Origin of the sequence: Treponema sp., from assembly GCF_045641405.1 — a bacterium.
Classification (GTDB): Bacteria; Spirochaetota; Spirochaetia; order Treponematales; family Treponemataceae; genus Treponema_D.
This window is the reverse complement of the sequence record NZ_JAZUGX010000041.1, coordinates 1-23539: the sequence shown is the minus strand read 5'-3', so window position 1 is coordinate 23539 and position 23539 is coordinate 1. Positions and strand designations below refer to the sequence as shown.

Here is a 23539-nt window from a genome sequence, read left to right as displayed (position 1 = left end):
TTATTAGACAGCCCCTTTCGTTTTCAGCTGAGGTTTAGAATTACTTCAGGATTTCAAGCTTAACGATGTCAAGGTTGTACAGTTCGATAGGCTGTCCAACTGTATGGATGGAAACTGTCTTGATGTTTCTTGGGTTGAATGGAACCTTCTTTCCCCATGGCTCCTGTGTAAGCTTGTTGAAAGGAATTATAAGTGTATTTTCCTTTGCTGTTGTTGGGAATGTAAACTGATGGAAGCAGTAGTCTGGTCTGTCGTTTGTCTCGACGCGAACGCTGTATTTCTTTCCGTCACCTTTGACTGTGAGTTTGATGCCTTTTGCTGTTTTGAGAGCTTCAAGGAATTCAGCATCATCTGTGCGGATGCCTGCATATCCATACTGATACTGTGTAGTAACTGTTCCAGTAAAGTTTACGACTCCATTGTTCTCGGTGGCAGTTGCTGTGCTTGATCCACCGTTTCCTTCTGCGTCATCATAGGCAACCCAATTTCCTGCAACCTGTGCAAAAAGTCCTGAGCACATAAGTGCTGCTGCGAAAACCAATAAAAGTTTTTTCATTTATAATTTCCTCCATAAATAAGAATACAATACTTTGAAGATCACGCAATAAAAAAAAACGCATTTCAAAATTATATGACACACAAAGGAAAATTGTGTTATGAATTCACCCTAAATCTACATGGGTTTGCTATTTATCAATTTGCATACTATAATTTGAGCATGCTTGAAATTAATGTAAGTTCAAAATCACCTGCTGCGTTGACAGCGGCCCTCAAGAAGATTAAGGAAATGTCTTCATCAGGCAGCGTTTCTAAGGAATCTGCGGTCCATATCATTCTTGAGCCTGGAATATACAGGGAATCTGTGCGCTATAATCTTCCAAATCCTATTGTCATTGAAAGCCTGCCTGGCACAAAGGCAGATGACTGTGTCCTAAAGGCAGATAACTGTGAATCATACAACAAGGGGATCAACAACAGAGGTGTATTCGTATTTGGACCTAACGTAACAAAAGTAACACTCAGGAATTTCACCATAGAAAACACACATGTAAAGACCGTTGAAGAAGGCAGCACTTTGGCTGATTGTGCAGAGGCCTTGGTCTGGGGCAACACATCAGGCTCCCTTTCCTGCAACGGAATGAAAATCATCGGAAGGCAGAATACTCTTTATGTAAAGGGAAACAGCTGCTTTACGGAATGTACAATCTCTGGAGACAAGGATTTTATCTACGGAGAGGCGGAGCTTTCATACTTTGAGGACTGCGATATCAAGGTTCGTGAGGATAACCTTGGTGAAAGGGATGCATATATCGTCAACAGCCAGTCTCTTGCAGAAAAGCCAGGTTTTGTATTTAAGAACTGCCGTTTTACAGGTGACAGAAAGACAAAGACTACAGCCTATGTGATCCGTACTGACGGAAAAGGCAGTGCCACAAGCCAGAAGAACTGGGACAATGTTGCTCTCATCGATTGTGTAATAGATGACTGGTATTCACCTGAAATCGTATGGGACGATGACATGAACCTTACCATCTTCCCTCGCGGAAATGCAAAGAACGGAATCCGTGAATACGGTACAAGAACAGCAGATAAAAACGGAAAGATCGAGGCTGCAGATACAGCCCGCAGAAGCATCATGTCATACACTTTGACAGAAGAAGATTATTTCAAAGGATATGCAAGCCGCTTCCTTATTCTTCAAGATACACCGCTGGCAGGAAACTAGATGAAAGTCGTTACATTCGGCGAAGTGATGCTACGCATTGAACCAGAAGGATACTATCGCTTTGTTCAGTCAGATAAAATGACAACAACCTTTGGAGGGGCTGAGGCAAATGTTGCCGTTTCCCTTGCCAATTTTGGTGCTGATTCGGTCTATGTAACAAAACTTCCAGTCCATGAAATCGGTCAGTGCGCGGTAAACGCATTGCGCCGTTTTGGAGTAAACACTTCCTTTATCACCCGCGGCGGAAACCGTGTGGGAATATACTTCAATGAACGCGGTGCAAGCCAGAGACCTTCAAAGTGCATCTACGACAGGGCTGGTTCTGCCATTGCGGAAAGTACGTCTTCTGATTTTGACTGGGACAGGATTTTTGAGGGTGCCGACTGGTTCCATCTGACAGGGATAACACCTGCCCTTGGAGGCAACCTTCCTTCAATCTGCATCGAGGCATGCAAAAAGGCAAAGGAAAAAAACATACCCGTAAGCGTAGACCTCAACTATCGCAGCAAGCTTTGGACAAAGGCAGAGGCAAAGGAGACAATGGAAAAGATTGCGCCTTATGCCGATGTGTGCATTGCCAATGAGGAAGATGCAAAGGATGTCTTTGGAATTGAAGCTGACGACACGGACATTGAAAACGGAAAACTCAACAAGAACGGCTATAAGACTGTAGCAAAAAAACTTGCAGACAAATACGGATTCAAGAAAGTTGCAATTACACTTCGCACATCAATAAACGCAAACATAAACCGCTGGACTGCCCTCTACTACGACGGAACGGACTATTATTTTAGCCGCGAACATGAAATGATGATCGTTGACCGTCTTGGCGGCGGAGACAGTTTCTGCGCGGGACTCATCTATTCAATCCTCAGCGGAAAATCTTCCTTTGACGCTGTGGAATTTGCAAGCGCCGCTTCGTGTCTCAAGCATTCCGTTGAAGGTGACTTCAACATGGTAAGTGCAGAAGAAGTTGAACGCCTTGCGGCAGGCAATGCCAGCGGAAGAATTCAACGCTAGACGACGAAAGTTAATGAAAGCATCGGCCTCTAGAGAACAAATGCTTTCGTCCTTTCGCTCTTCGCCCTTCAATTTACAATAAACCCCATTTCTTCTATAATAGGCGAATGTTTCGTATCTATGTAGAAAGAAAGGCTGGCTTTGAAAATGAAGCAGCCCGCATCAAGTCCGAAATCAACGGATTTTTGGGAATTAGTGGTGTTAACGGTGTTCGCTATTTCAACCGTTACGATGTAGAAAATGTTGCAGACGCTGTAGCAAAAGTAGCAGCCACACGCATTTTCTCAGAACCTCAGAGTGACTTCGTTACATTTGAAGAACTTGAAGTTCCTGCTGGCAATCAGGTAATCGTCTGGGAATTCCTTCCAGGACAGTATGACCAGAGAGCCGACAGTGCTGAACAGTGTCTTTCACTCCTTCGCGAAGGCATGAAATCAGAGACTACAGTCGGAACAGAACCTCCACGCGTAAGGTGTGCAAAGGTTGTTCTTCTTGAAGGAAACATTTCAAAGGATGAACTCCTCAAGATTCAGGGCTACCTTATCAACCCTGTAGACAGCCGCCTTACAGATTCAACAAAGCCTGCGACACTCAAGATGGATGCAATGAATCCTGCCGACATTCCGACAGTTGACGGATTCAATGCAATGGACGAAGCAAAACTTGATTCATATCGCAAGGAACTTGGTCTTGCCATGGATCTTCTCGACATCAAATTCCTTCAGGACTATTTCAAGAGCATCAACCGTGATCCGACAATCACAGAAATCCGTGTTCTTGATACATACTGGTCTGACCACTGCCGCCACACAACATTCCTTACAAACCTTGACGAAGTAAAGATTGCTGACGGTCCTTATGCAAGCCTCTTTAAGAAGTCTTACGAAAACTACACTGCAATGCGCACCGACCTTTACGTTGGACGCAAGGACAAGCCTGTTACTCTCATGGACATGGCATGCATCGCAGCAAAGTACCTCCGCAAGAACAACAAGCTTGATGACATCGAAGTAAGCGCAGAAATCAACGCATGTTCAGTTTTCGTTGACCTCCACTACACTACTGATGCAAACGGAAACCCAATCGACGAAAATTCACCGGAAGCTACAGAACGCTGGCTTCTTCAGTTCAAGAACGAAACACACAATCACCCTACAGAAATCGAACCATTTGGTGGAGCTGCAACCTGTCTTGGTGGTGCAATCCGCGATCCACTTTCGGGACGCTCATGGGTTTACCAGTCAATGCGCATTACAGGGGCTGCAGATCCAACAGTATCACTTGCAGAAACTCTCAAGGGAAAGCTGCCACAGGTAAAGATCTGTCGTGAAGCAGCCCAGGGATTCTCTTCATACGGAAACCAGATCGGTCTTACAACAGGTCAGGTTCAGGAAATCTACCACCCAGGCTATGTTGCAAAGCGCATGGAACTCGGTGCAGTTATTTCCGCATCTCCTGCTGACCAGGTACTCCGCGAAGAACCTGATGCAGGCGATGTAGTAATCCTCCTTGGTGGTGGAACTGGCCGCGACGGTATCGGTGGTGCTACAGGATCATCAAAAGTACACACAACAAAATCAGTTACAACTGCTGCCGCTGAAGTTCAGAAAGGTAACGCAGTAGAAGAAAGAAAGATTCAGAAGCTCTTCCGCAACAAGGAAGTCTGCAAGATGATCCGCCGCTGCAACGACTTTGGTGCAGGTGGTGTTTCGGTTGCCATCGGTGAATTGGCACCAGGTCTTGAAATCAACCTTGATATGGTTCCAAAGAAGTACGACGGACTCGACGGAACAGAACTTGCAATTTCAGAAAGCCAGGAAAGAATGGCTTGTGTTGTTCGCAAGGGCGATGTAGAAAAATTCATCAAGGCAACAAACGACGAAAACCTCAACGCAGTTGTAGTTGCAGAAGTTACAAATACAGACAAGCTTGTGATGAAGTGGCGCGGAAAGACAATCGTAGAACTTGACCGCTCATTCCTGGACGCAGCAGGTGCAGAACACCACGCAGTTGCAGAAATCGAAAGCCCAGCCCCACAGGCTGAATCACCACTTGTTAAGCCACTTGATGCAGTTGCAGAAGTCCTCAAGGAATACGATGCAGCAGCAGAATCAATCGACAGCGACAAGCTTGAAGAAGCATGGCTTGCAAACATGAATGACCTTGCATGCTGTTCACAGCGCGGACTTGGAGAACGCTTTGACGGTTCCATCGGTTCAGGTTCCGTACTCTTCCCTTACGGCGGAAAGTACCAGGGCACACCGGAAGCTGGTATGGCTGCAAAGTTCCCGGTTCTTTCACCAAGAGAAACTTCAACAGTAAGCCTTATGTCATACGGATTCGATCCTCGCGTTTCAAACTGGTCTCCATGGCACGGTGCACAGACAGCAGTTCTTTCATCACTTGCAAAGATTGCATGTATGGGTGGAAAGCCTGAAGCATGTCGCCTTACATTCCAGGAATTCTTTGGTCGTGCAGTAAGCGAAAAGACTTGGGGATATCCTGCAGCCGCATTGCTCGGTTCAATCGATGCACAGAAGGCAATGGGAACTCCATCAATCGGCGGTAAGGACTCAATGTCCGGAACTTTCGAAGACATCAATGTTCCACACACATTGGTTTCTTTCGCAGTAGATACAGAAAACGTAAAGAACGTTACATCAGGTTCATTCAAGAAGGCAGGCAACGGCGTTTACATCGTTACTGTTCCTTATGACGGACAGATGGCACCTGACTTTGAAACATTCAAGAAGAATGCAAAGGCCCTCTACAAGCTCAACGCAGCAGGCAAGATCGAAGCAATGTATCCTGTGGCTGCCGGCGGTATTGCAGAAGCAGTAAGCAAGATGGCCCTTGGTAACAGAGTTGGTTGTGCCCTTGAAACAATTCCTGCATCTGCAACAGGTGTTGGAATTGAAAAGGCCGCTTCAATCGAAGACCTCTTTACTCCACAGTACGGTTCAATCATCGTAGAAACTGCAGAAGACCTTGAAGCAAATGCAGAATTTGCTGCAGGCACAGTATGCAGGATCGGTTCGACAACTGCAGAAGAAACAATCACATTCGACGATGCAGTTATCGAACTTTCAGAAATCGAAAGCGCATGGGAAGCAAAGCTTGCTAAGGTTTACCCACCAGTATCAGACAAGGCTGAACAGCCTGCCCTTCCTGAATGGGCACTCAAGGAACACGATTCCCTTGCCAACGCTCGCAAGACATTCAACATCGTTGAACCTGGAAAGGCAAAGCCTCTCGTAGTTCTCCCTGTATTCCCTGGAACAAACTGTGAACTGGACATGCAGCGTGCATTCAATCTTGCAGGAGCAGCAACAAGACTTGTTCCAATCAGAAACAAGCTCCCGGGCCAGCTTGAAGAAACTCTCGGCAATCTTGAAGCAGAACTCAAGAACGCACAGATTCTCGCACTTTCCGGAGGATTTTCTGCCGGTGACGAACCTGATGGATCTGCAAAGTTCATCGTAAATGTTCTCCGCAACAAGAAGATTGAAGACCAGGTAATGGACCTTCTTAAGAACCGCGATGGTCTTGTACTCGGTATCTGTAACGGATTCCAAGCACTGGTTAAGACAGGTCTTGCAATGTACGGTGAATTCCGCGACATGACAGGTGAAATGCCAACACTTACATACAACACAATCGGCCGTCATATCAGCCGCATCGTTCGTACAAGAATGGTATCTGCAATGAGCCCTTGGGCACTGGACAAGTCTGTCCTTGACCCTAAGACCCACATGACTGCAATCAGCCACGGTGAAGGCCGCTTTGTTGTTGATGCAGCTACTGCAGAAAACCTTTTCAAGAACGGACAGGTATTTACACAGTACGTTGATGAAAATGGTGTTCCTTCAATCGTAGAACCACACAATCCTAATGGTAGTTTGTTTGCCATCGAAGGTATTACTTCTCCTGACGGACGTGTACTCGGTAAGATGGGACATAACGAACGTTCGGTTGGAATTAATGCAGACGGTTCAAGTAACGACCTCTTCATGAATGTGGGTGGCGACAAGAACCAGAACGTATTCCGCGCCGGTGTAAGGTACTTCAAATAAAAACAGAGGAATGCCAAAGAATGGCTGAACAGTTGTATCACGGTGGCTGAGTTTATCGAAACTACCGTGAGAATACTTTTAGTCATTTCGACAGGCACAATGACCGGAATCTTAGAAAAAAGGTTTCGGTCTTTTTAAGACAATAATTATGAAACTTTCAAAACTTTTTATAACAGCAATTATTTCAGCACTTTTCGTTTCCTGCGGTACAAAATGGAACACGGATTATGATGATGCCCTCAAATCTGCCCAGAAAAAGAATAAGGATGTTTTCCTTGTTTTCACTGGCGATGACTGGACTGACAACAGCGTTCCATTCAAGGAGAACATACTTAACAAAAAGGAATTCCTTTCCAGATACTCAAAGGACTATGTGTTCCTCAACATCGATTTTTCACAGGGTGAATTTGCAAAGACAAAGGTTGCAGAAGATGCATCCGATGCAGACAAAAAGCTTGCAGAAAAAATCGCTGCGGAATATAAAAGGAAGGAAGTTCTTGGACGCAACTACAGCGTAAAGGTTTGGCCTGCAGTTTACCTTTGTTCGGCAGAAGGTTATGTTCTTGAACAAGTGCTTTTTGATGCAGACAAGGATACGACTTGTACTGTTGAAGAATATTCTGAAAAGGTAGAAGTACAGAGAAAAAAAGCAGCAGAGATCAAGGTTCTTGTTGAAGCTGTTAGTTCAGCAAAAGGCGTGGAAAAAGCAAAGGCAATTGATGAACTCGTAAAAGGATCTAACCCAAGGTTCAGCGATCTTTATAAAGATTTGATTTATGAATTCCCGGCCCTTGATACGGAAAATGAAACTGGCCGCTTAGGTTTCTATGAACTTGCCGCTGCCTATTACGTTTCCTATGAAGCAACTACAAAAAACGAAGATCCTGCAAAACCTTTTCTTGATGTAATTGAAAAGGGACATCTCGCTCTGGATCAGGTGCAGGAAGCCTACTACATGGCAGCCTACTCCCTCATCAACGGGGAAAAATTTGATTCAGCTCTTGTGACCGAATATCTTGAAAAGGCATATACAGTAAATCCCGCAGGACCAAATGCCATGAAGATTCTCCAGAACCTTCAGCAGATGAAAAGATTTTCTGAGCTTGAAAAAGTTCAGGCAGAATCAGACGGAGAATGATGGACGCGACAGATTCCTTTCCGTTGTGGATTTTAATTTCAATCTCATGTGTTCTTGTTCTGCTGTCCATGATTTTTTCGGCATCAGAAAGTGCTTTCCTTTCAGTGAACAAACTGAGGGTGCGCTTTTTGAGGAACCAGAAAAACAAAAGGGCTGTCAGGGTCTGGCGGCTTCTTCAGGACAAGAATAAACTCATCAACACACTTCTTGTTGCAAACAACATCGTCAACATTGCCCTATCTGCAATCTTTTCTTTTGTCGCAATTAAAATCTGGGGAAGCAAGGGTGTTGGATTTGCAACATTTGTCGTAACGATCATCCTTCTCATCTTTGGTGAAATTTCTCCAAAGACAATTGCAACCCATCATCCGGAAAACATCGCATTCTTTTTCAGCGGGTTTGTAAGTTTCCTTGAAGTTCTTCTTGCTCCCCTGGTTTTTGTTTTTACAGGAATTTCTAAACTGATTTTAAAATCCTTCAAGGCAAACATTCAGGGGAGCCAGGTAACTTTTACGGAAGAAGAAATAAGGACTTTCATCGATGTAGGCCACGAGCAGGGTGTCCTTGAAAAAAATGAAAAGAACATGATGTCAAAGGTTTTCAAATTCACTGACCTTGAAGCAAAGGACATCATGATTCCGCGAATGAAAATCAAGGCCGTTTCAGTAAACGATTCCTACAGAAAAATAATTGAGCTTTCAGAAAGATTAAGGCTTTCAAAATTCCCCGTATATAAAAAAGACATAGATGACATCGTGGGAATCATCTACATAAAGGACATGCTGGTATATAAAACCCATCCGGATCTTTTTACCGTAAGCCGGGTAATGCGTCCTCCCCTTTTCATTCTTGGAACAAAAAAAATGTCGGGCATTCAGCAGATGCTCAGCGAAAACCATCAGAGTCTTGCCGTTGTTATCGACGAATATTCAGGCACGGATGGAATACTTACGGTTGAAGATATTGTACGCGAAATCTTTGGACCAATGTCTGACGAATACAAGAACTATGCCCACAACAAGGTTCAGGTAAAAATCCGCAATACCCGCAACGATGATCTTGACGGATTGAGCCGCCTTATGGATATAAATGAGCAGCTTGGAATAAACATGCAGTCTGAAAATTGTGAAACCATCGGAGGCTTCATTTCTGAAAAACTTGAATGCATTCCTCGTGTTGGACAGAGCATTACTTTTGGAGATTTCAAATTCATCGTAACTGAAATGGACAAGAACCGGGTTTCAAAAGTTAAGATGATTGGAGGTGCTCAATGACAGCCTACATAATCAGCATCTCTATTTTCATGCTTCTTCTTCTTGCTGCTGGCGCATTTTTTTCCATGACGGAAACAGCCTTTACAAGCCTGAACAGAATTAAGGTTCGGCAGTTACAAAAAGAAAAGGCAAAGCACGCTGACCTCATTGCAAGGCTTAGGTCAAACCTTGATGAACTTATCGCAACGGTATTGATCGGAACAAATTTCGTGAACACATTGAACAGTGCCGTTGCAACAGCATTTGCAGTTAAGGTGTTCCGAGAAGAATATGTAAGTGCGGCTACAGCTGTAATCCTTTTCCTTGTAATCATCTTTGTAGAAATCGTTCCGAAAACTTTTGCGGCAATCAACACGGAAACTGCAGTAAAAAATACGGCGGTAGCGGTTTATATAATCAAGGCAATTCTTTATCCGGTTGTAAAAATTTTCTGCCTCTTTACCCGCTTCATTGATTTTGCAGAAAAAAAGATTTTCAAAACAAAGAGAGTTCTTGTTACGGAAGACGAACTGAAAACCCTCATTGAAGTCGGAGAAAAAGAAGGAACCCTGGAACAGAGCGAAAGAAAAATGCTTGAGCGCCTTTTTGAATTCTCCGACCTTAATGTTCATTCAATTATGCGTCATCGTTCCCTTGTAAAATACCTGAGCACGGAAAGTTCACTTGATGAAGTCATCGCTCTTTTTCAGACAAGCGGATATTCAAGAATTCCCGTATATGAAAACGATGTTGAGAACATCGTCGGTGTCCTTCACTTTAAGTCTGTTCTTTTTGCAGACAGTCTTATTACCGAAAGCAAGGATTTTGTAAAGATCTGCATGTCCGAAGTTGCCTTTGTTCCAGAGACCATGAGCGCCATCGACCTGCTTAAGAAATTCAAGAAAGAAAGGATCAATTTTGCCGTTGCTGTAAATGAATACGGCGGAATGGCTGGCATCGTAACCCTAGATGATATCCTGAGCGAAGTATTCGGACGAATTACCGACGAGCACGGAACTGTTGAAGTAAGTCCAGAAGATAAGATAACGGTTGTTGGTACAAATGAATTCATTGTGCCCGGCGACATGAAGCTTGACGATTTGAACGATGTTCTTGACATAAACATCTCTAGCGAAAACTTTGATACTTTGGGCGGATGGCTTTTGGAACAGTTTGATGAATTGCCACCTGTTGGAAAAACCCATAAAAAAAGCGGCGTGCTCTACATCGTTGAAGATCAGAGTCAGCGCCGCATTCAGACTGTAAGAATCAAGCTTTAGGGGGATTTAAGATTCCCTTGCTATCTGAGCAATCATCTGTGCTGTCTTTTCAATTCCAAGAAGTGAACTGTTTACGAGAAGATCGTAATGGTTCTTGTTTCCCCATGTGCGTTCCGTAAAAGTGTTGTAGTGGTTTGCACGGCGTTTGTCGATTAATTTTACATCGCGTTCCGCAGTTGCAGGATCAAGTCCGAATTCTTCTATGGCGTACTTTACCTTGTCTGCCAAAGGAGCGTATATAAAAACATTCAATACTTCTGCCCTTGGGACTTCCTCGCAGTGTCGGAGGATATAGTCGGAACAGCGGCCAACAAGAACGCAAGGTCCCTTTTTTGCAAGATCGATGATCGTATTTCTCTGAGCGTTGAATACCTGGTCTGCAAGAGGAACGTTGATGGACTGAGGTCCAAAGCCAAGGCGGCTGGCGCCAGTTCCTGGTGTGCTGTATCCAGAACCTAAAAGCAATGTATAAAGCCATCCGCTTGAAAGGCTCTGCTCTGTGTTCTTTATGAAATCTGGGGAAAGGCCAGATTCCTTTGCCGAAAGGTCGATGATTTCGCTGTCGTAGACAGGAATGCAAAGTTCCTTTGCGACAAGCTCCGCGATTTTGTTTCCGCCGGAACCGTATTCACGGCCGATAGTGATGAATTTCTTCATTTCAGTCCTCCTTAGTTTCAGGCTTTGCAAGGGGATCAACCTTAAAAAGCTTTGCCAGTTGTTTTCTTACTGCCTCCATGTCACGAGGATATGGAGCTTCAAAAGACATACGTTCGTTAGTCTTAGGGTGATTTATGCTTATTGAATAGGCATGGAGAGCAAGTCTGTTCAATAACGGTCGTTCGTTAAGCGGATCTCCGTTGTATTTACGCTTAAAATCGCTCAACAGAACAGGATGCTGGTTGCCGCTGTACAATGGGTCGCATACGATAGGAAAGCCTGTAGTCTGCAGATGTGCCCTGATCTGATGGGTACGTCCTGTATGGGGGTGTGCAATGATCCATGAGAATGGTCCGCAGTTTCCGATGTTTTCAAAATCTGTCTTGGAAGGCTTTCCAAACCTCTTGTTTACGACTGTTCTGTGGCGGTCGTCTCCATCTGGCTGCAATGGCAAGGAAACTGTAAGGGTGTCCCAGGTTGGGTGGCCGTTAACAAGGCAGTGGTAGGTTTTTTCCACGCTCCTCTCTTCAAACTGCTTTGAAAGGGCCTTGTGGGCTTCTGCATTCTTTGCGTAGATTACAAGTCCGCTTGTATCCTTGTCTATGCGGTGTACTGCAAAAAGACGTCCGAATTCCTTTTCCGCAACCACATCAAGGCGGGGTGCATCAGGATCATACCTGTCGGCTGCAATCAAAAGCCCGCTTCTTTTATTGAACACGACAATGTCGTCGTCGCTGTAGATTACGCTGTAGTCACTGTTTTGCTTCATAGGGATATTTTAATGGGAATTGCAGATTATGTCATTAAAAAATAGGGATATGGCAAATTTGGCCGGTTTTAACCAACAGACTTGCCTCAAAGCGTATGGGTATTAAATCTTCCGGGGGGATAAATGTTGCAAATTTAGTTGTAAATTTAATAAAAAAATTTTGCAGTATTAATCTTTCCATAGTAAAATGAAAGTAGAAAAGTATCTCTAAAAACTCTAGCAATATTTTCCGATAACCAAAGAGAGATAGTGCATATTTTTTTATTTATAAAAGGTGGTGTCTATGAAAAAGTATCTGGGGCTTGCCCTTTCTGTAATCTCATCATTATTTTTATTTTCATGCGATATTGGACTTGGAGAGGTTGTCGACATCGATGCACCTGAGCTTACGCTTAGGAGTATGACTGCTGGTGGAGAGACAAAAACCAATTTTGGAACCACCATCTATACAAAGCGTAATGTTGTCTTTAAGGGATCTGCCTGGGACAACACCGGAGTTGAAAATGTTCATGCCGAAGTAAAATGGCTTGGGGATGAAGACTATAAATTTCTTAAAAATGCATCTGTCTCTGGTGGAGAATGGACCCTTGACATTGACTTTGGCGGAAGGGAAGGAGCCTGCTGGCTTAAAATCGTTTCAGAGGACAAGAAGAAGAACTACGGTTCAAAGTCTGCAAAAGTCATAAGCCTTTTTGTTGATGAAAAAGCGCCTGTTGGAGATGCATGGTACATTGACCGTCTTGTAAGCGGCATTCAGTACAGCCTCCAGACAAAGGAAGCTTTGGAAGAAATCATTTCAAAGGATAAATTTCTAAATCAGCCATCCAACATTGATGTCGCTCAGAATGGTGAATTTAAAATCTGTTCAAGCTTCAACGATGCATCTGGAATCAATGCCGTTTCAATAAGCATTTTTGATAAAGATAATAACAGACTTGGAACAGTAACTAATACTGGGTCAAGTAATTATGCTCCACAGTTTCTCATCAATACCACGACAGTGCCAGGTCTTCCAGATACTGGAATGCATTATCTTAAGGTCAGGTATACTGCAGAAGATATAGTTAGCGATCCTTCTGCCAATAAAGTCGAAGAAGCTGATCTTGATATGGGCTATTTCATCTGGTGGCCCGAAAGTGACAATCCTAGATGCTTTATTTCTCAGGAAGACAGCAGCAGTCATAACATTGATTTGCACATAAACGATTCCTTGAATGTTACTGTATTTGACGATGACGGATTTAAAACCGGCAATCCAGTTGAATGTAAGTTGTATGATGCAGGCAATAATGTTGTGGATTCTAAAAGTGTTGTTCCAATTGAAGGACAGCGCGAGTGTACCCTTATCATAACGGCACCTGCCGATGCTCAGACAATGAGCCTTAAAACAACAGCAATAGACAAGTATAATAAAACTCTCACTAAAGAGAATACGGTTCGTGTAACTGACGAGAATCACCCGACAATAATCATAACTGCTCCAGAAAACAACCAGATACCAAATGTTAGCGGAAGCGATTCTCTTATTACTTTCAAGGGTATTACCTTAGATTCTTCTGGATGTACAAATCTTAAATTCATCTGGGTTTCAGATTCAATAAGCAATAAAAAGGAAAGGGCACTGGCCTGGCTTAATGCTGATTCATCGGCAGCGCCTTCTGATGATGAACCGGTTGTTGTTACGTCTGGAACAGGGGAAAATAAAGGTCTTAAACTATACAATGTAAAGCTTGGAGAAGCCACATACGAAGGTGGATTAAAGAAACAGGAATTTGAATTTACCCAGTCTCTTACAGGTGACTTTGGTAGCGATACAAACAAAGACAAGTATTTTTATATAAGGCTTATCCGTAAGGACGGTAACTATACTGATACGGAGCTTAAGCTTGCAGCCGACACCATTAAGCCTGAACTTGAGCTTATAAGTCCTGCAGGAAACATGGCAATCATTGATAAGGATGATGTAAATGGTCTTGTAATCAGTTTCTCTGCGAAAAAGAAAACAGGTGTTGCAATTGAGCCTTCAAAATACAAGATTGAATATATTCCGCCGACAGGAGACCCTGAAGAGGTAACGGGATCCATGGACGGTACCGCATATAAGTCGACACCAATAAAAAATGAAAAATTGACCGAATACTATAATAGCGGAAAGAATCCTAAATACAAACTTTATGCAGAGGATATTCTTGGAAACAAAATAGATGGAACTTATGAATTTATCATCAGCTCATTGCCTCAAATAAATTCCATAAGTTCTTCCGCACCACCGCTTTGCAAGGCAGGCGACAGCATTCTTATCAACGTATCCTTTACAAAGCCTGTGTCCTTGAACAATACATCTGCTGTAAAACTAAAACTTGCCAATATTAAGAACGGTGGAAGTGCTGTAGTAAGACAGGGTGACTACGATAGTGGATCAGGTTCCACTACCCTTGTATTTAAATATGTAGTACAGCCAGGAGATGTTTCCACTAAACTTGAAGTAAACAATGAAAGCGGAAGCGGACCAGTTGAAGGAATTTTAGAGACTACGGCACACATGACGGTTCTCCCAAATGGAGCCAACCTTCAGGATAAAAAAACCATAGCCATTGATGGCGTTGCTCCAAAAGTTACAAATACAGTTGTAAAAACAGATGCTCCTCTAGAAAATATAAACGCAGATAAGGAATATCTAAAGGAAGGCCGTACTGTTACGGCACAGGTAACTGTTGGAAAAAAGGTAACGGTTCAGGGTGCACCAGCATTCAAGCTTGGAAACTTAACCCTTAACTGGCAGTCTATTAACTATCCAGATCCAAATATAAGTGTTCTTACCTTCAGCAAGAAAATCGTTGCTTCTGATGTAAATGGAACATATACCCATAACAGGGCAAACTGCATTACAGGTCTTGAATACATAAAGGATGATGCTGGAAATCCATTGTCAAATCCGCTTACAGGAAATGGTACTGAAATCATCGTAGTAGATACTAAAGCTCCTGCAAAACCAGTAGTAAACAATGATGCAACAAATTCATTGCTTACCTCTGGAAGATACATGTCAAATGTATGTTTTAAGATTACGAATGTTGTACAGCCTGCAGATCCAGAGATCAAGGCAGAGTATTCTGTTGATGGCGGTACAAACTGGACAACCTATTCTGGTTTTGGAACTACAGCTTCGACAGCGCCGACTTATAAGGAAATTAAAGCAACATCTTCTGTTGTAAATGCAAATCTTGTAACAAGAATTACTGACCGTGCAGGAAATGTCTCTGAATATTCAAGTCCTGTGTCGCTTGAAATAAACAATGCATTCCCATCTTACACAGTTGAATGTACGAATGCGGATAAAAACTATAAAGAAGGAAAACTGACCTTTAAGGTTTATTTTGCTTCCCCTGTAAATATTGCATCAACCTCATCATATATTGAACTTACAGGAAATGGAGATGCAGATGTGTTTGGCAATACAACTCACCGCGCTACAATCACTGAAGGATCAAGGCGCAATAATGTTTCTGAAGCTACCTTTGAATACACAATCCAGAGAGGAGATTCATTTACATTAAAGGTTGCAAAGGGGGCAGTTAAACTTTTGGGAGTAACTGATCTTTATGGCTTTACACAGAATGGACTTGAACTTGATGCAGATTATTCAAGACCAAACCTTAGATGTGACAATATTCCTCCAAAAGTGTTGACCATGACTCCAGGGGAAACAAAAACTCCTTATACCGGAAAGAATATTTACGCAAATGGAAAGATTATTGACCTTGAGTTTAGTGAGCCTGTAAAGGTCAACAAGGGAAAAATCTACCTTCGCCAGACTGCTGGATGGGCTATTCCGCCGATGTTTGAAGTTTCTGAATTCAATAGGGTTTTAAGTGCAGTCAGGGCTGCTGGAAATACAGGAAATGGAACTCTTACAGGGACCAGGATTCTCTATATGGATGGACAAGAAGATAAGGAAGGCCCTCTCTTTAGTGAAGTTGGTCCTGCCAACTACACATATCATGGAACAGGACAGTTTGTAGGTCCTTACAAGAAGACTTCCCAAGGCCTTAATGCAGACGGAAAGACTCCAAACTATACGGGTACAAAATATGTCCTTGACTATGACATGGACATCTGGGGAAATGCAGGCAAGAAATTTGGAACGACATTTAACACTGAAAATGCCTCACGAAATAATAGGGAATACCAGGCTGGGCAGGTAGTTGTACTTGAAGGAGCAACAACGATTACAACTGCCGATATCCGCCAGGTACTTGAAAGCATCCACTTCCATGAGCGCTCTGTAAGCGTAAATTCTGCCGCGGTTGTCGTTGACAGTCTTGATAAGAAGAAAGTAACCATAACCTTGCCAAACAGTTTCCTTGGAGAATCTGCACTGCAGCCAGGTCTTGAATGGGAACTTGTAATTGAAAAGGGTGCCTTCATGGATGAGACGGGAAACTTTTTTGGCTATGAAGCCGATGGAACAAAATCAATGACTGACTCAAGGCAATCGACAAATGGTTCAAATGATGTTTCTAATACATGGAGCAGAGGACGTACGGGTACAGTGACGGATCCTCTTGTCCTCATTCAGGATGGCGCAAATGTAAGTTTCCTTTCAAGCGGTGTCGCAAAGCCTGTGATCCGTGTTGACCGTTACAGCTACGGTCTTGGAATCTACCAGCCAAAGATGGAAAACAATTCTATAACCAGAAGTTTTGTTCAGACGGAAAAAAAAGATATTAATAATAATAACAAAAATAAGATTATACCTTCAAAGCCAACGGCAAAGGTTCGTGTAAGGATTGACTGTCAGACAGCCGGTGCTGCAATCAGACATACGAAAACTTTTGCTTCAAAAGGTACTGATGATGCAACTGTAAATAACGGTGGAAAAGAAGGTGTTACATCATATGCAAGCGACTCCTTTACCGGTTTAACAATTCCAACTGCTCCAGCCAATGCTGCAGCCGGCAGTGGGGACATACAGTTCCTTAGTGGCAGCGGTGACCATAAGAATTCTTATGTAGAACTTATCTATTCAAAGGCATTCTTTAACGGACAGTCTTCTGGTGTGGAAAAGGAAGGTGTGTTCCAATCTGTGCTGTGCATGGTAGATCCTGTGTCGAGTGATTATACTTCATGTTTTGGTATGGAAACAAATAATACTGTTTCTGTTCGTGGTACTACAGGCTGGGCTGGAGAGCCTTCCATTTCTCCTTTCCCTTTAAGGGACTCTGCCGTAGGTTCCGCATATCTAAGAGTTGCATATCCTGATTATTACGATGGGGAAAATAAAAACTACTATTGGATAAGCTATGAGATTCTGATTGATTCTTCCATATCTATTTATTCATGGGGAAAAAGTGTTAATTATTATGATTGGGGACAAAACTGGGGGCTTATGAAGCCTGGTGAATTCAGTAAAATAACTGGTCTTAGAAACTGGAAGTAGTTGGAGCAGGAGGTAAAAAATGAAAAATTCAAGAATAAGAAATTATATATCAAGATCTTTTGCATGCCTCTTTTACATGGCTGCGTCCATTGTGCTTGGTTCCTGCGACATTGGTCTTGGACCTGCAGTCGACCTGGCTGCTCCTGAAATTGAAGTTACTTCCCATAAGGACAATGATGCGGTAGGCTCCGTTTTTGCCATTAGAGGAACAGCGACGGATAACGAAAAGGTAACAAAAATCACCATAGATTTCACCGATGCGGACATCCATTATCAGATAGTTCCTGGCAGCGGTCCCTGGCAGAAAAAGACAGAAGGAAACCCTGTCTGGACTACAATCAATAACGATCCAAACTACTACTGCAATGTAAATGGAAACAACATCGAATGGTCCATTGGAGTTGACAGCGATGATAAGGCATCATCAAAAACAGATAATTCCTATACTCTCGAAGCAAGTGCCTTCGACAATGCCGGCAACAGTGGAAGAAAATCAAAGGCAGTCATAACAATTACAATTGACGAAAACAATCCAGTTGTAAGTGTATATAAGCCTGAATTAACAACTGGAAAGTATACGGATCTGGAGACAGCAAGTGCAGGCTATAAATTGAAGGACGGAAATGTAATTTCACGCCTTATGAATGGAAACATTGTTCTTCAGGGACGTCAGAGCAAAGCTCTTGCCTTCAAGGCACTCCGCATAGAATTCGATGACGGAAAGCAGGAGTCTGGTATTGCAAGAAATCCTCAAACGACTGCCGTAGAAACAATGGAACAGCTCCTTGAACTTTCGGATGCAGATCTTGGAGATGATCCTAAACCAAAAATTTACTATGCAAAGGATATGACAGGCCTTGATCTTAGGGAATGGTCTCTTACGGTAAGACCTGAAGACTGGGTGACAGAAGAGAACGGACTAAAGACAGGAAAACACATCATACGTGTAGTTTCAACAAGCCTGACTGCCTCAAATGCATGGGAAAGAAAAATTCTTGGGTATTTCGTATGGTGGCCGGAAGCAGACAAACCATGGATTACGGCACCTATTGGAGATACTGAGGAAAAAGACGAAAATTTGCAGGCTGACTGTTATCCAGGTTCTTCAATTTCTGGAAGTGCCCAGGACGATGATGGAATCAAGAGCATTGTTTCTACGGTGTACAAAAAGGATGCTGATGGAAATTTTAAAAAATATGAGGCAAGTGGATATACAAATCCAGTAAGCCATAGCCTTCCACAGCAGAATGCAAAATATTCGGCATGGTCGATAGAAGTTCCTTCATTAAATGGTGCTTATAGATACGACATAAAGGTAACGGATATTCATGGAAACTATGTAGAAGAACAAAGATTCTTTAAGACATCTGATGTCAGCGCTCCAAAAATTGAATTGACAGCACCTCTTGATAATAGTTCTGCAATCCTTAATGCAGAAGGAAATCTTAGTTTCAATGTAACTGCAACAGATGACGGTAAGATAGAACTGTTTGCCCTTTGCTGGCTTAATCCTGCTTTAAGGTCAACTTCTGCAAACAAGATTAAATATCTTACGGGAAGCGATTCAAACTGGAATAATGCGACAGCAGAAGGCTTTGTTGATGATGCAGGAAATATCATCTACAGGCTTGATGATGGAGAAAAGAAAAACAGATATGAGCTTAAAAACAGAAGCTTCAACCTTTATAATCCTGATAAGAAATTGGGATTTAACATTGGCGGAACAGATAGAAACGGAAAGAAAATTCCTCTAAGTGCCCAGGACTTTATTTTCCTTGCAAGTGACGGTTCAAAGAATACGGTAAAGGCAATAACCCTTTCTGGTGACAATATTACACCTGAGAAATTTACAATCAAGGATATTACCATTGGCGATGTAAAGAAAGAATTTACAGGTGATGTTCCTGTATTTGCTTCAAGTGCCTACGGACAGACGGCAACCATCACGGGAGAATGGAAGGACTATCTTACTTCTGAAACCGAAAATAAAACAAGGATATATGTTCCTGAAGTAACATGGGGAAAAGCAACTGCATCTGCAAGTATTAGCAGCGATGGCACCTGGTCAGCAACAGTGGTTGCTCCTGCAGGTGGTGGAACCATTACCGCTACATTAACTGATTTTGGCGGTAATAAAAAAGTTGTTCAGGAGGCGGCAAGCATTGAGTCTACAGAAAGTGGTCTTTCAAGAATTGACTGCCGTACAGATGACGGTTCCTATAGTACAGGCAAAGATATTTTAATTACTCTTGAATTCACAAAGAATGTTGATGTAGACACTACTGGCGGAACTCCAACACTTACACTTGATAACGGTGGTACTGCTACATATGTTTCAGGGTCTGGTGAAACTTCCCACGTATTCAAATACACGATCGGAACCAAAACTACTGAAGAGAATCTTGATACACCTAACCTTTATGTTACGGCAATAAACCAAAACAATGCCAAATGGAAAGAAACAGGTTCGGGAGAAGACATTACAACTAAAGTAAAAATCCCTGAAAACAATACAGCGCTCAAGGACAACATAAAGACAACCCGCAAAATAAAAATAGACAATACAAAGCCAAAGGTTAAGACGATTAGTACCTTGTCTTCTCCAGGCTATTATAGCATAGGATCTTCTTTGCTTTTCCTCCTTGAATTCGATGAAGATGTTACCGTTACTGGAGCTTCTGGATTAAACATGCAGTTTACTCATAAGAACAACAGTGTGGATGTAAAGACCCAAAGTTCAGTTGCAACAGGTTCAAAGTATGTTCTTATGACATATACGGTTGCCGCTGGTGACAATGCAAATCCTATTGCCTTCAAGCAGCTTAATGCATCAGGTGTAACTGTAACTGATGATGCAGGAAATGTTCTTTCGGAATGGGGAGGCTTTACAGCACCTTCATTTGCAGGTTTTGTAGTTGATACTCAAAAACCGGCAACTCCATCATTTGGATCTTGGGATCCTGGTGATCTGATAATTGATGATGCAGGAACAAGTTTTACCCTTTCTGGAACAGAACCAGGTGCTTCGGTTGAATATTCTCTTGATGGTGGAAACAGCTGGCTTCCATATGCTGGCAGGGTTTCAATTACAAACAACGGTTCCTACGATGTAACTGCAAGGCAGACCGACATGGCAGGCAATGAATCTGTAAAGGCAGCAGTTAAGTCTTTTGTAATAAACAAAGGTGTTCTGTTTAAGAAAATAACTGCAGATTCAAGAAGTGGAACCTATACAGACAGTAAAACTGCAACTCCGACAGTCATTACTGGAAAGCTTGAATTCAGAACGGCAGTAAAGATAGCTAGTGGCGCAACTGTTACATTGAATGTTAAGAATGGCGCAAACGCAAGCAAAACTGTTCCTATAAAAGAGTGCAGGACAACTGCTGCAGAGAAGGATATATTCACTTTCGAGTATACTGTTGTGGAAGGGGATTCCATAGAAGCAAATGGCAAACTTGATGTAATTGGCTGGAGTTTTAATTCTGTCACTTTAGGTGGAAAGAATGTAAGCATTGCTTTACCTGCAAGCGGAAACGCACAGCGCCTGAACGAAAACCGTGACATCAAGATTTTGACTGGCCGACCGACTAAGAGTGAAACTCCAGAATTTGTCGGCGAAGGTGAAGATGGCGTACTTAAAATCAAGTTTGACCGTGATATTGAAAAGGGAATTGGAGATATTGAATTTGAATATGATGAAACAATTTCTGGGAATGTCTTCCATGTTCCAACAGTTTTAACGGCAGAAGAATATGGTGAACTTTCTGGAAGTGACGTTATTTCTGGTGCATATATAATCGGGATGAATGGAGCCACTGCAAGTGGAACTACACTTACAAATGACACGTCAACAAAGTACATTCTTGATTATGCCAAGACCGATATTGATTCAGCTGTTGTTGGTGCATTCAAGGCCGCAAATAAACATAAGGTTGTTGTTCCAATTATTTCGGATGCTGTTCAGGTTATTGACGGTGATACACTTAGAGTATCGCTTGGAGAAACCTATAAACTCCCTGTTAAGGGTGCAAAGTATAAGGTGATGATTCCTGCCAGTGCAGTATATGATGAAGTTCAGAACGGAAATGCTCTGTTTGACTATACATTCACTGCTCCTGGTGTAGAAGCTCCGCAGATTCGTCTAAAAAAGACAGCCTATACTATTACTGGAACTCCAGGTACTACAACATCAACAAATGCAAAGATGGAGGATGCACAGAAAGCCTACATGAAGATTGACTGCCGTACTCCAGGTGCAACGCTTAAATATGATGCACATACAGTACCAACTACAGCTGTAAGAGTTAATAAGAAGCCTTATACCCAGAATACAAAAACAGCTTCAGCCACCGTAAATGACCCTGATACTAACTATAGCGGCCAAGTTACTCTTGGTGATGATAAAGTTGTAAATTCATTTGATGCGGCACAGGGTCTTAAGATTGCAATTTCTGCATCTGCTGCTGCAAATGGAGCCACCGCATATGCCTATGAATATGCCAACAGAACAGTATTGAAGTTTGTAATAAGCGGAAAATATTCTGTTCAGGGAGGTATCAGTAACCAGCAGCTTGAGACAAATATTGAGGAAAATGGAAGTAAATTAAAGATCAAGGATCTTAAGGTGTGGGTTATTGGAGGCGATGCTGCAAGTGGCTTAAATTCCCTTGATCCGTTCCCGTTGAGCTGGGGGGATAGTTCCAACTTTAAGCTTATGCAGGAGTCTGGTAGAAATAATAATGATAGTGATGGGGACTATAAAGGAAACTGGTGGTGGGTCACATGGGATCTTTCCGCTCCTGCCTGCCACGGTTTTGTAATCGGAGATGTCCCTACTGACGCTGCCAAAAATGGTCCTACAATGTGGTATGCAGGCGAATGTGCATGGACACCATTTAAGGAAAATTACTGGCTGCATCCAGGTGAAACACTCATAATGGCAATTGAAGATGCAGGAGATTATAAAGACAGCTATCTTTTCCGTCTTAAGAACGAAGGCCATAGATAGCATCAAAATCCTGTAAAATTTAACCCTCTTCGTTTTTTCCGAAGAGGGTTTTTTGTGCCTTAAATCATATGTTGCATCCCACACCAGTTGCAAACAAAAACTCAGCCAAAAAGTTTTGTTTCTGGGCAATCAAGAATTGTGTAACAATCCTAGTGACGAAAGTTGCAGAAGCTCCTTGCTCCCAAAGTGCCACCAGCCCCCCCCAAGATTTTCCGTAGGAAAATCCAATCCGCGTGACACCCCGTGAGCGCCGTAGGCGCGAACAGATCCGCTGGCAGGCAGGCTCTCTACTGCTTAGTAATGTCCTTAAGCTTCTCGATCTCCTCTTCGGAAAGCCCAGTAAGCTTCAATATCTGCTCTGCGCTGAGTCCCATCGCAATGGCGCTCTTTGCCGTCTCCACAGCCTTGTCATGGGCACCTTGCGAGATACCCTGAGAAATGCCCTGTGAAAACCCTTGAGAAATACCCTGGGTAATTCCTTGTTCGATACCCTGCTTAAGTCCCTGTTCAAGTCCATTGGACATTCCTTCGGAATATCCTTCCTGCATTATTTCGTCCCACAGTTCCTGTGCAGTGCTGCTCATAAGTTTTACTCCTTCTTTCTCTTCCTTGAAATATCTTGCCCTCTGCGCAAGAAGCTCCAGCTTCATCTCCGCAGGATCCGAGCAGTTGAAGTCGTGCATCAGCTTTCCGAGCGGAGTGTCGTCCCTGTGCTTTCCGTTCACATAGATTATGTGGGAGTCGTCGCCGAACCTTTTGCCGGTTTCCTCCACGATTCTGTTGATGTGGTAGATCGGCTTCGACCCCTTGAGCACGTCGTTTTCCGTGATCATTATAACATAAGTCGAAGGAAGTTTCTCCGTTTCCTCCTGCAGTACCTTGAAATTCGCATCCATGAGTGCACTGTTGTAACGCGCCCTTTTGGGCTCTGCTCCCCTGCTTGCCCTCTGGATTTCGATGTCATAGATCGTCCCGATTGCATCCGTAGCCTTAACGTCAAGTATGGCTGAATGCCCCTGCAGGTTCTTGATGTAGAACTGGCTCTTTGCCTCAAGGACCTTGAGGTCGCTCTTTCCGATGATGATCTGCAGGACGAGGGAAGTGCACTCAAGATTCCCGTCGAAGAACCTCGTCATGAAGGCATCGTCCATCAGCCTCAGGTTCCTGATTAT

12 protein-coding genes are annotated in these 23539 nt (G+C 43.0%); 8 read left to right on the top strand and 4 right to left on the bottom strand.

The genetic code is table 11. From position 1 onward, the window contains the following. Nucleotides 1–40: 40 nt before the first annotated feature. Complete coding sequence (locus ACKI39_RS06345; RefSeq protein WP_407398762.1) at nt 41–556, bottom strand: CIA30 family protein; 516 nt, start codon at nt 554–556, stop codon at nt 41–43. A 162-nt stretch (nt 557–718) separates the two neighbouring features. On the opposite strand from ACKI39_RS06345, the gene ACKI39_RS06340 reads away from it, so the two are divergent. The 6 genes from ACKI39_RS06340 to ACKI39_RS06315 all read left to right on the top strand — a co-directional run bounded on the left by ACKI39_RS06340 (nt 719) and on the right by ACKI39_RS06315 (nt 10490). Beyond that, nucleotides 719–1726 (top strand): pectinesterase family protein, encoded by a 1008-nt coding sequence (locus ACKI39_RS06340; RefSeq protein ID WP_407398760.1) that lies wholly within the window; start codon nt 719–721, stop codon nt 1724–1726. After that, nucleotides 1727–2746, top strand: coding sequence for a PfkB family carbohydrate kinase (locus ACKI39_RS06335; protein WP_407398758.1), 1020 nt, complete (start codon nt 1727–1729; stop codon nt 2744–2746). It abuts the gene before it with no gap. A gap of 107 nt (nt 2747–2853) precedes the next feature. Beyond that, entirely contained in the window at nt 2854–6819 is a 3966-nt protein-coding gene (locus tag ACKI39_RS06330; protein ID WP_407398756.1) for a phosphoribosylformylglycinamidine synthase, read from the top strand. Between the two features lie 148 nt (nt 6820–6967). Further along, nucleotides 6968–7957: a thioredoxin family protein gene (locus tag ACKI39_RS06325; protein ID WP_407398754.1), complete on the top strand. Its 990-nt coding sequence runs from the start codon at nt 6968–6970 to the stop codon at nt 7955–7957. After that, a complete protein-coding gene (locus tag ACKI39_RS06320; protein WP_407398752.1) occupies nt 7954–9231 on the top strand; it encodes an HlyC/CorC family transporter in 1278 nt (425 codons plus the stop codon). Before ACKI39_RS06325 ends, ACKI39_RS06320 begins: the two co-directional genes overlap by 4 nt. Further along, on the top strand, nt 9228–10490 hold the full coding sequence (locus tag ACKI39_RS06315; protein ID WP_407398750.1) for a hemolysin family protein: 1263 nt from the start codon (nt 9228–9230) through the stop codon (nt 10488–10490). Before ACKI39_RS06320 ends, ACKI39_RS06315 begins: the two co-directional genes overlap by 4 nt. Nucleotides 10491–10496: 6 nt before the next feature. Here ACKI39_RS06315 and ACKI39_RS06310 read toward each other — a convergent pair whose 3' ends face one another. Next, nucleotides 10497–11147, bottom strand: coding sequence for a cytidylate kinase-like family protein (locus ACKI39_RS06310; protein ID WP_407398748.1), 651 nt, complete (start codon nt 11145–11147; stop codon nt 10497–10499). Between the two features lies 1 nt (nt 11148). After that, the gene (locus tag ACKI39_RS06305; RefSeq protein ID WP_407398746.1) at nt 11149–11916 is read right to left on the bottom strand and encodes an RluA family pseudouridine synthase; all 768 of its coding nucleotides are present in this window, start codon (nt 11914–11916) and stop codon (nt 11149–11151) included. 283 nt (nt 11917–12199) lie between these two features. Between ACKI39_RS06305 and ACKI39_RS06300 the strand changes: the two genes are divergently transcribed. Both ACKI39_RS06300 and ACKI39_RS06295 read left to right on the top strand, forming a co-directional pair. Next, nucleotides 12200–17356, top strand: coding sequence for a hypothetical protein (locus ACKI39_RS06300; RefSeq protein WP_407398744.1), 5157 nt, complete (start codon nt 12200–12202; stop codon nt 17354–17356). A 19-nt stretch (nt 17357–17375) separates the two neighbouring features. After that, nucleotides 17376–22367 (top strand): hypothetical protein, encoded by a 4992-nt coding sequence (locus tag ACKI39_RS06295; protein WP_407398742.1) that lies wholly within the window; start codon nt 17376–17378, stop codon nt 22365–22367. 287 nt (nt 22368–22654) lie between these two features. Here ACKI39_RS06295 and ACKI39_RS06290 read toward each other — a convergent pair. Continuing rightward, a partial coding sequence (locus tag ACKI39_RS06290; RefSeq protein ID WP_407398740.1) for an Rpn family recombination-promoting nuclease/putative transposase occupies nt 22655–23539 on the bottom strand: 885 nt, incomplete at its 5' end.

What these genes read in the sequence shown, in the direction of transcription:
- ACKI39_RS06345 (WP_407398762.1), bottom strand. Translation starts at nt 556, where the DNA reads ATGAAAAAACTTTTATTGGTTTTCGCAGCAGCACTTATGTGCTCAGGA.
- ACKI39_RS06340 (WP_407398760.1), top strand. Translation starts at nt 719, where the DNA reads ATGCTTGAAATTAATGTAAGTTCAAAATCACCTGCTGCGTTGACAGCG.
- ACKI39_RS06335 (WP_407398758.1), top strand. Translation starts at nt 1,727, where the DNA reads ATGAAAGTCGTTACATTCGGCGAAGTGATGCTACGCATTGAACCAGAA.
- ACKI39_RS06330 (WP_407398756.1), top strand. Translation starts at nt 2,854, where the DNA reads ATGTTTCGTATCTATGTAGAAAGAAAGGCTGGCTTTGAAAATGAAGCA.
- ACKI39_RS06325 (WP_407398754.1), top strand. Translation starts at nt 6,968, where the DNA reads ATGAAACTTTCAAAACTTTTTATAACAGCAATTATTTCAGCACTTTTC.
- ACKI39_RS06320 (WP_407398752.1), top strand. Translation starts at nt 7,954, where the DNA reads ATGATGGACGCGACAGATTCCTTTCCGTTGTGGATTTTAATTTCAATC.
- ACKI39_RS06315 (WP_407398750.1), top strand. Translation starts at nt 9,228, where the DNA reads ATGACAGCCTACATAATCAGCATCTCTATTTTCATGCTTCTTCTTCTT.
- ACKI39_RS06310 (WP_407398748.1), bottom strand. Translation starts at nt 11,147, where the DNA reads ATGAAGAAATTCATCACTATCGGCCGTGAATACGGTTCCGGCGGAAAC.
- ACKI39_RS06305 (WP_407398746.1), bottom strand. Translation starts at nt 11,916, where the DNA reads ATGAAGCAAAACAGTGACTACAGCGTAATCTACAGCGACGACGACATT.
- ACKI39_RS06300 (WP_407398744.1), top strand. Translation starts at nt 12,200, where the DNA reads ATGAAAAAGTATCTGGGGCTTGCCCTTTCTGTAATCTCATCATTATTT.
- ACKI39_RS06295 (WP_407398742.1), top strand. Translation starts at nt 17,376, where the DNA reads ATGAAAAATTCAAGAATAAGAAATTATATATCAAGATCTTTTGCATGC.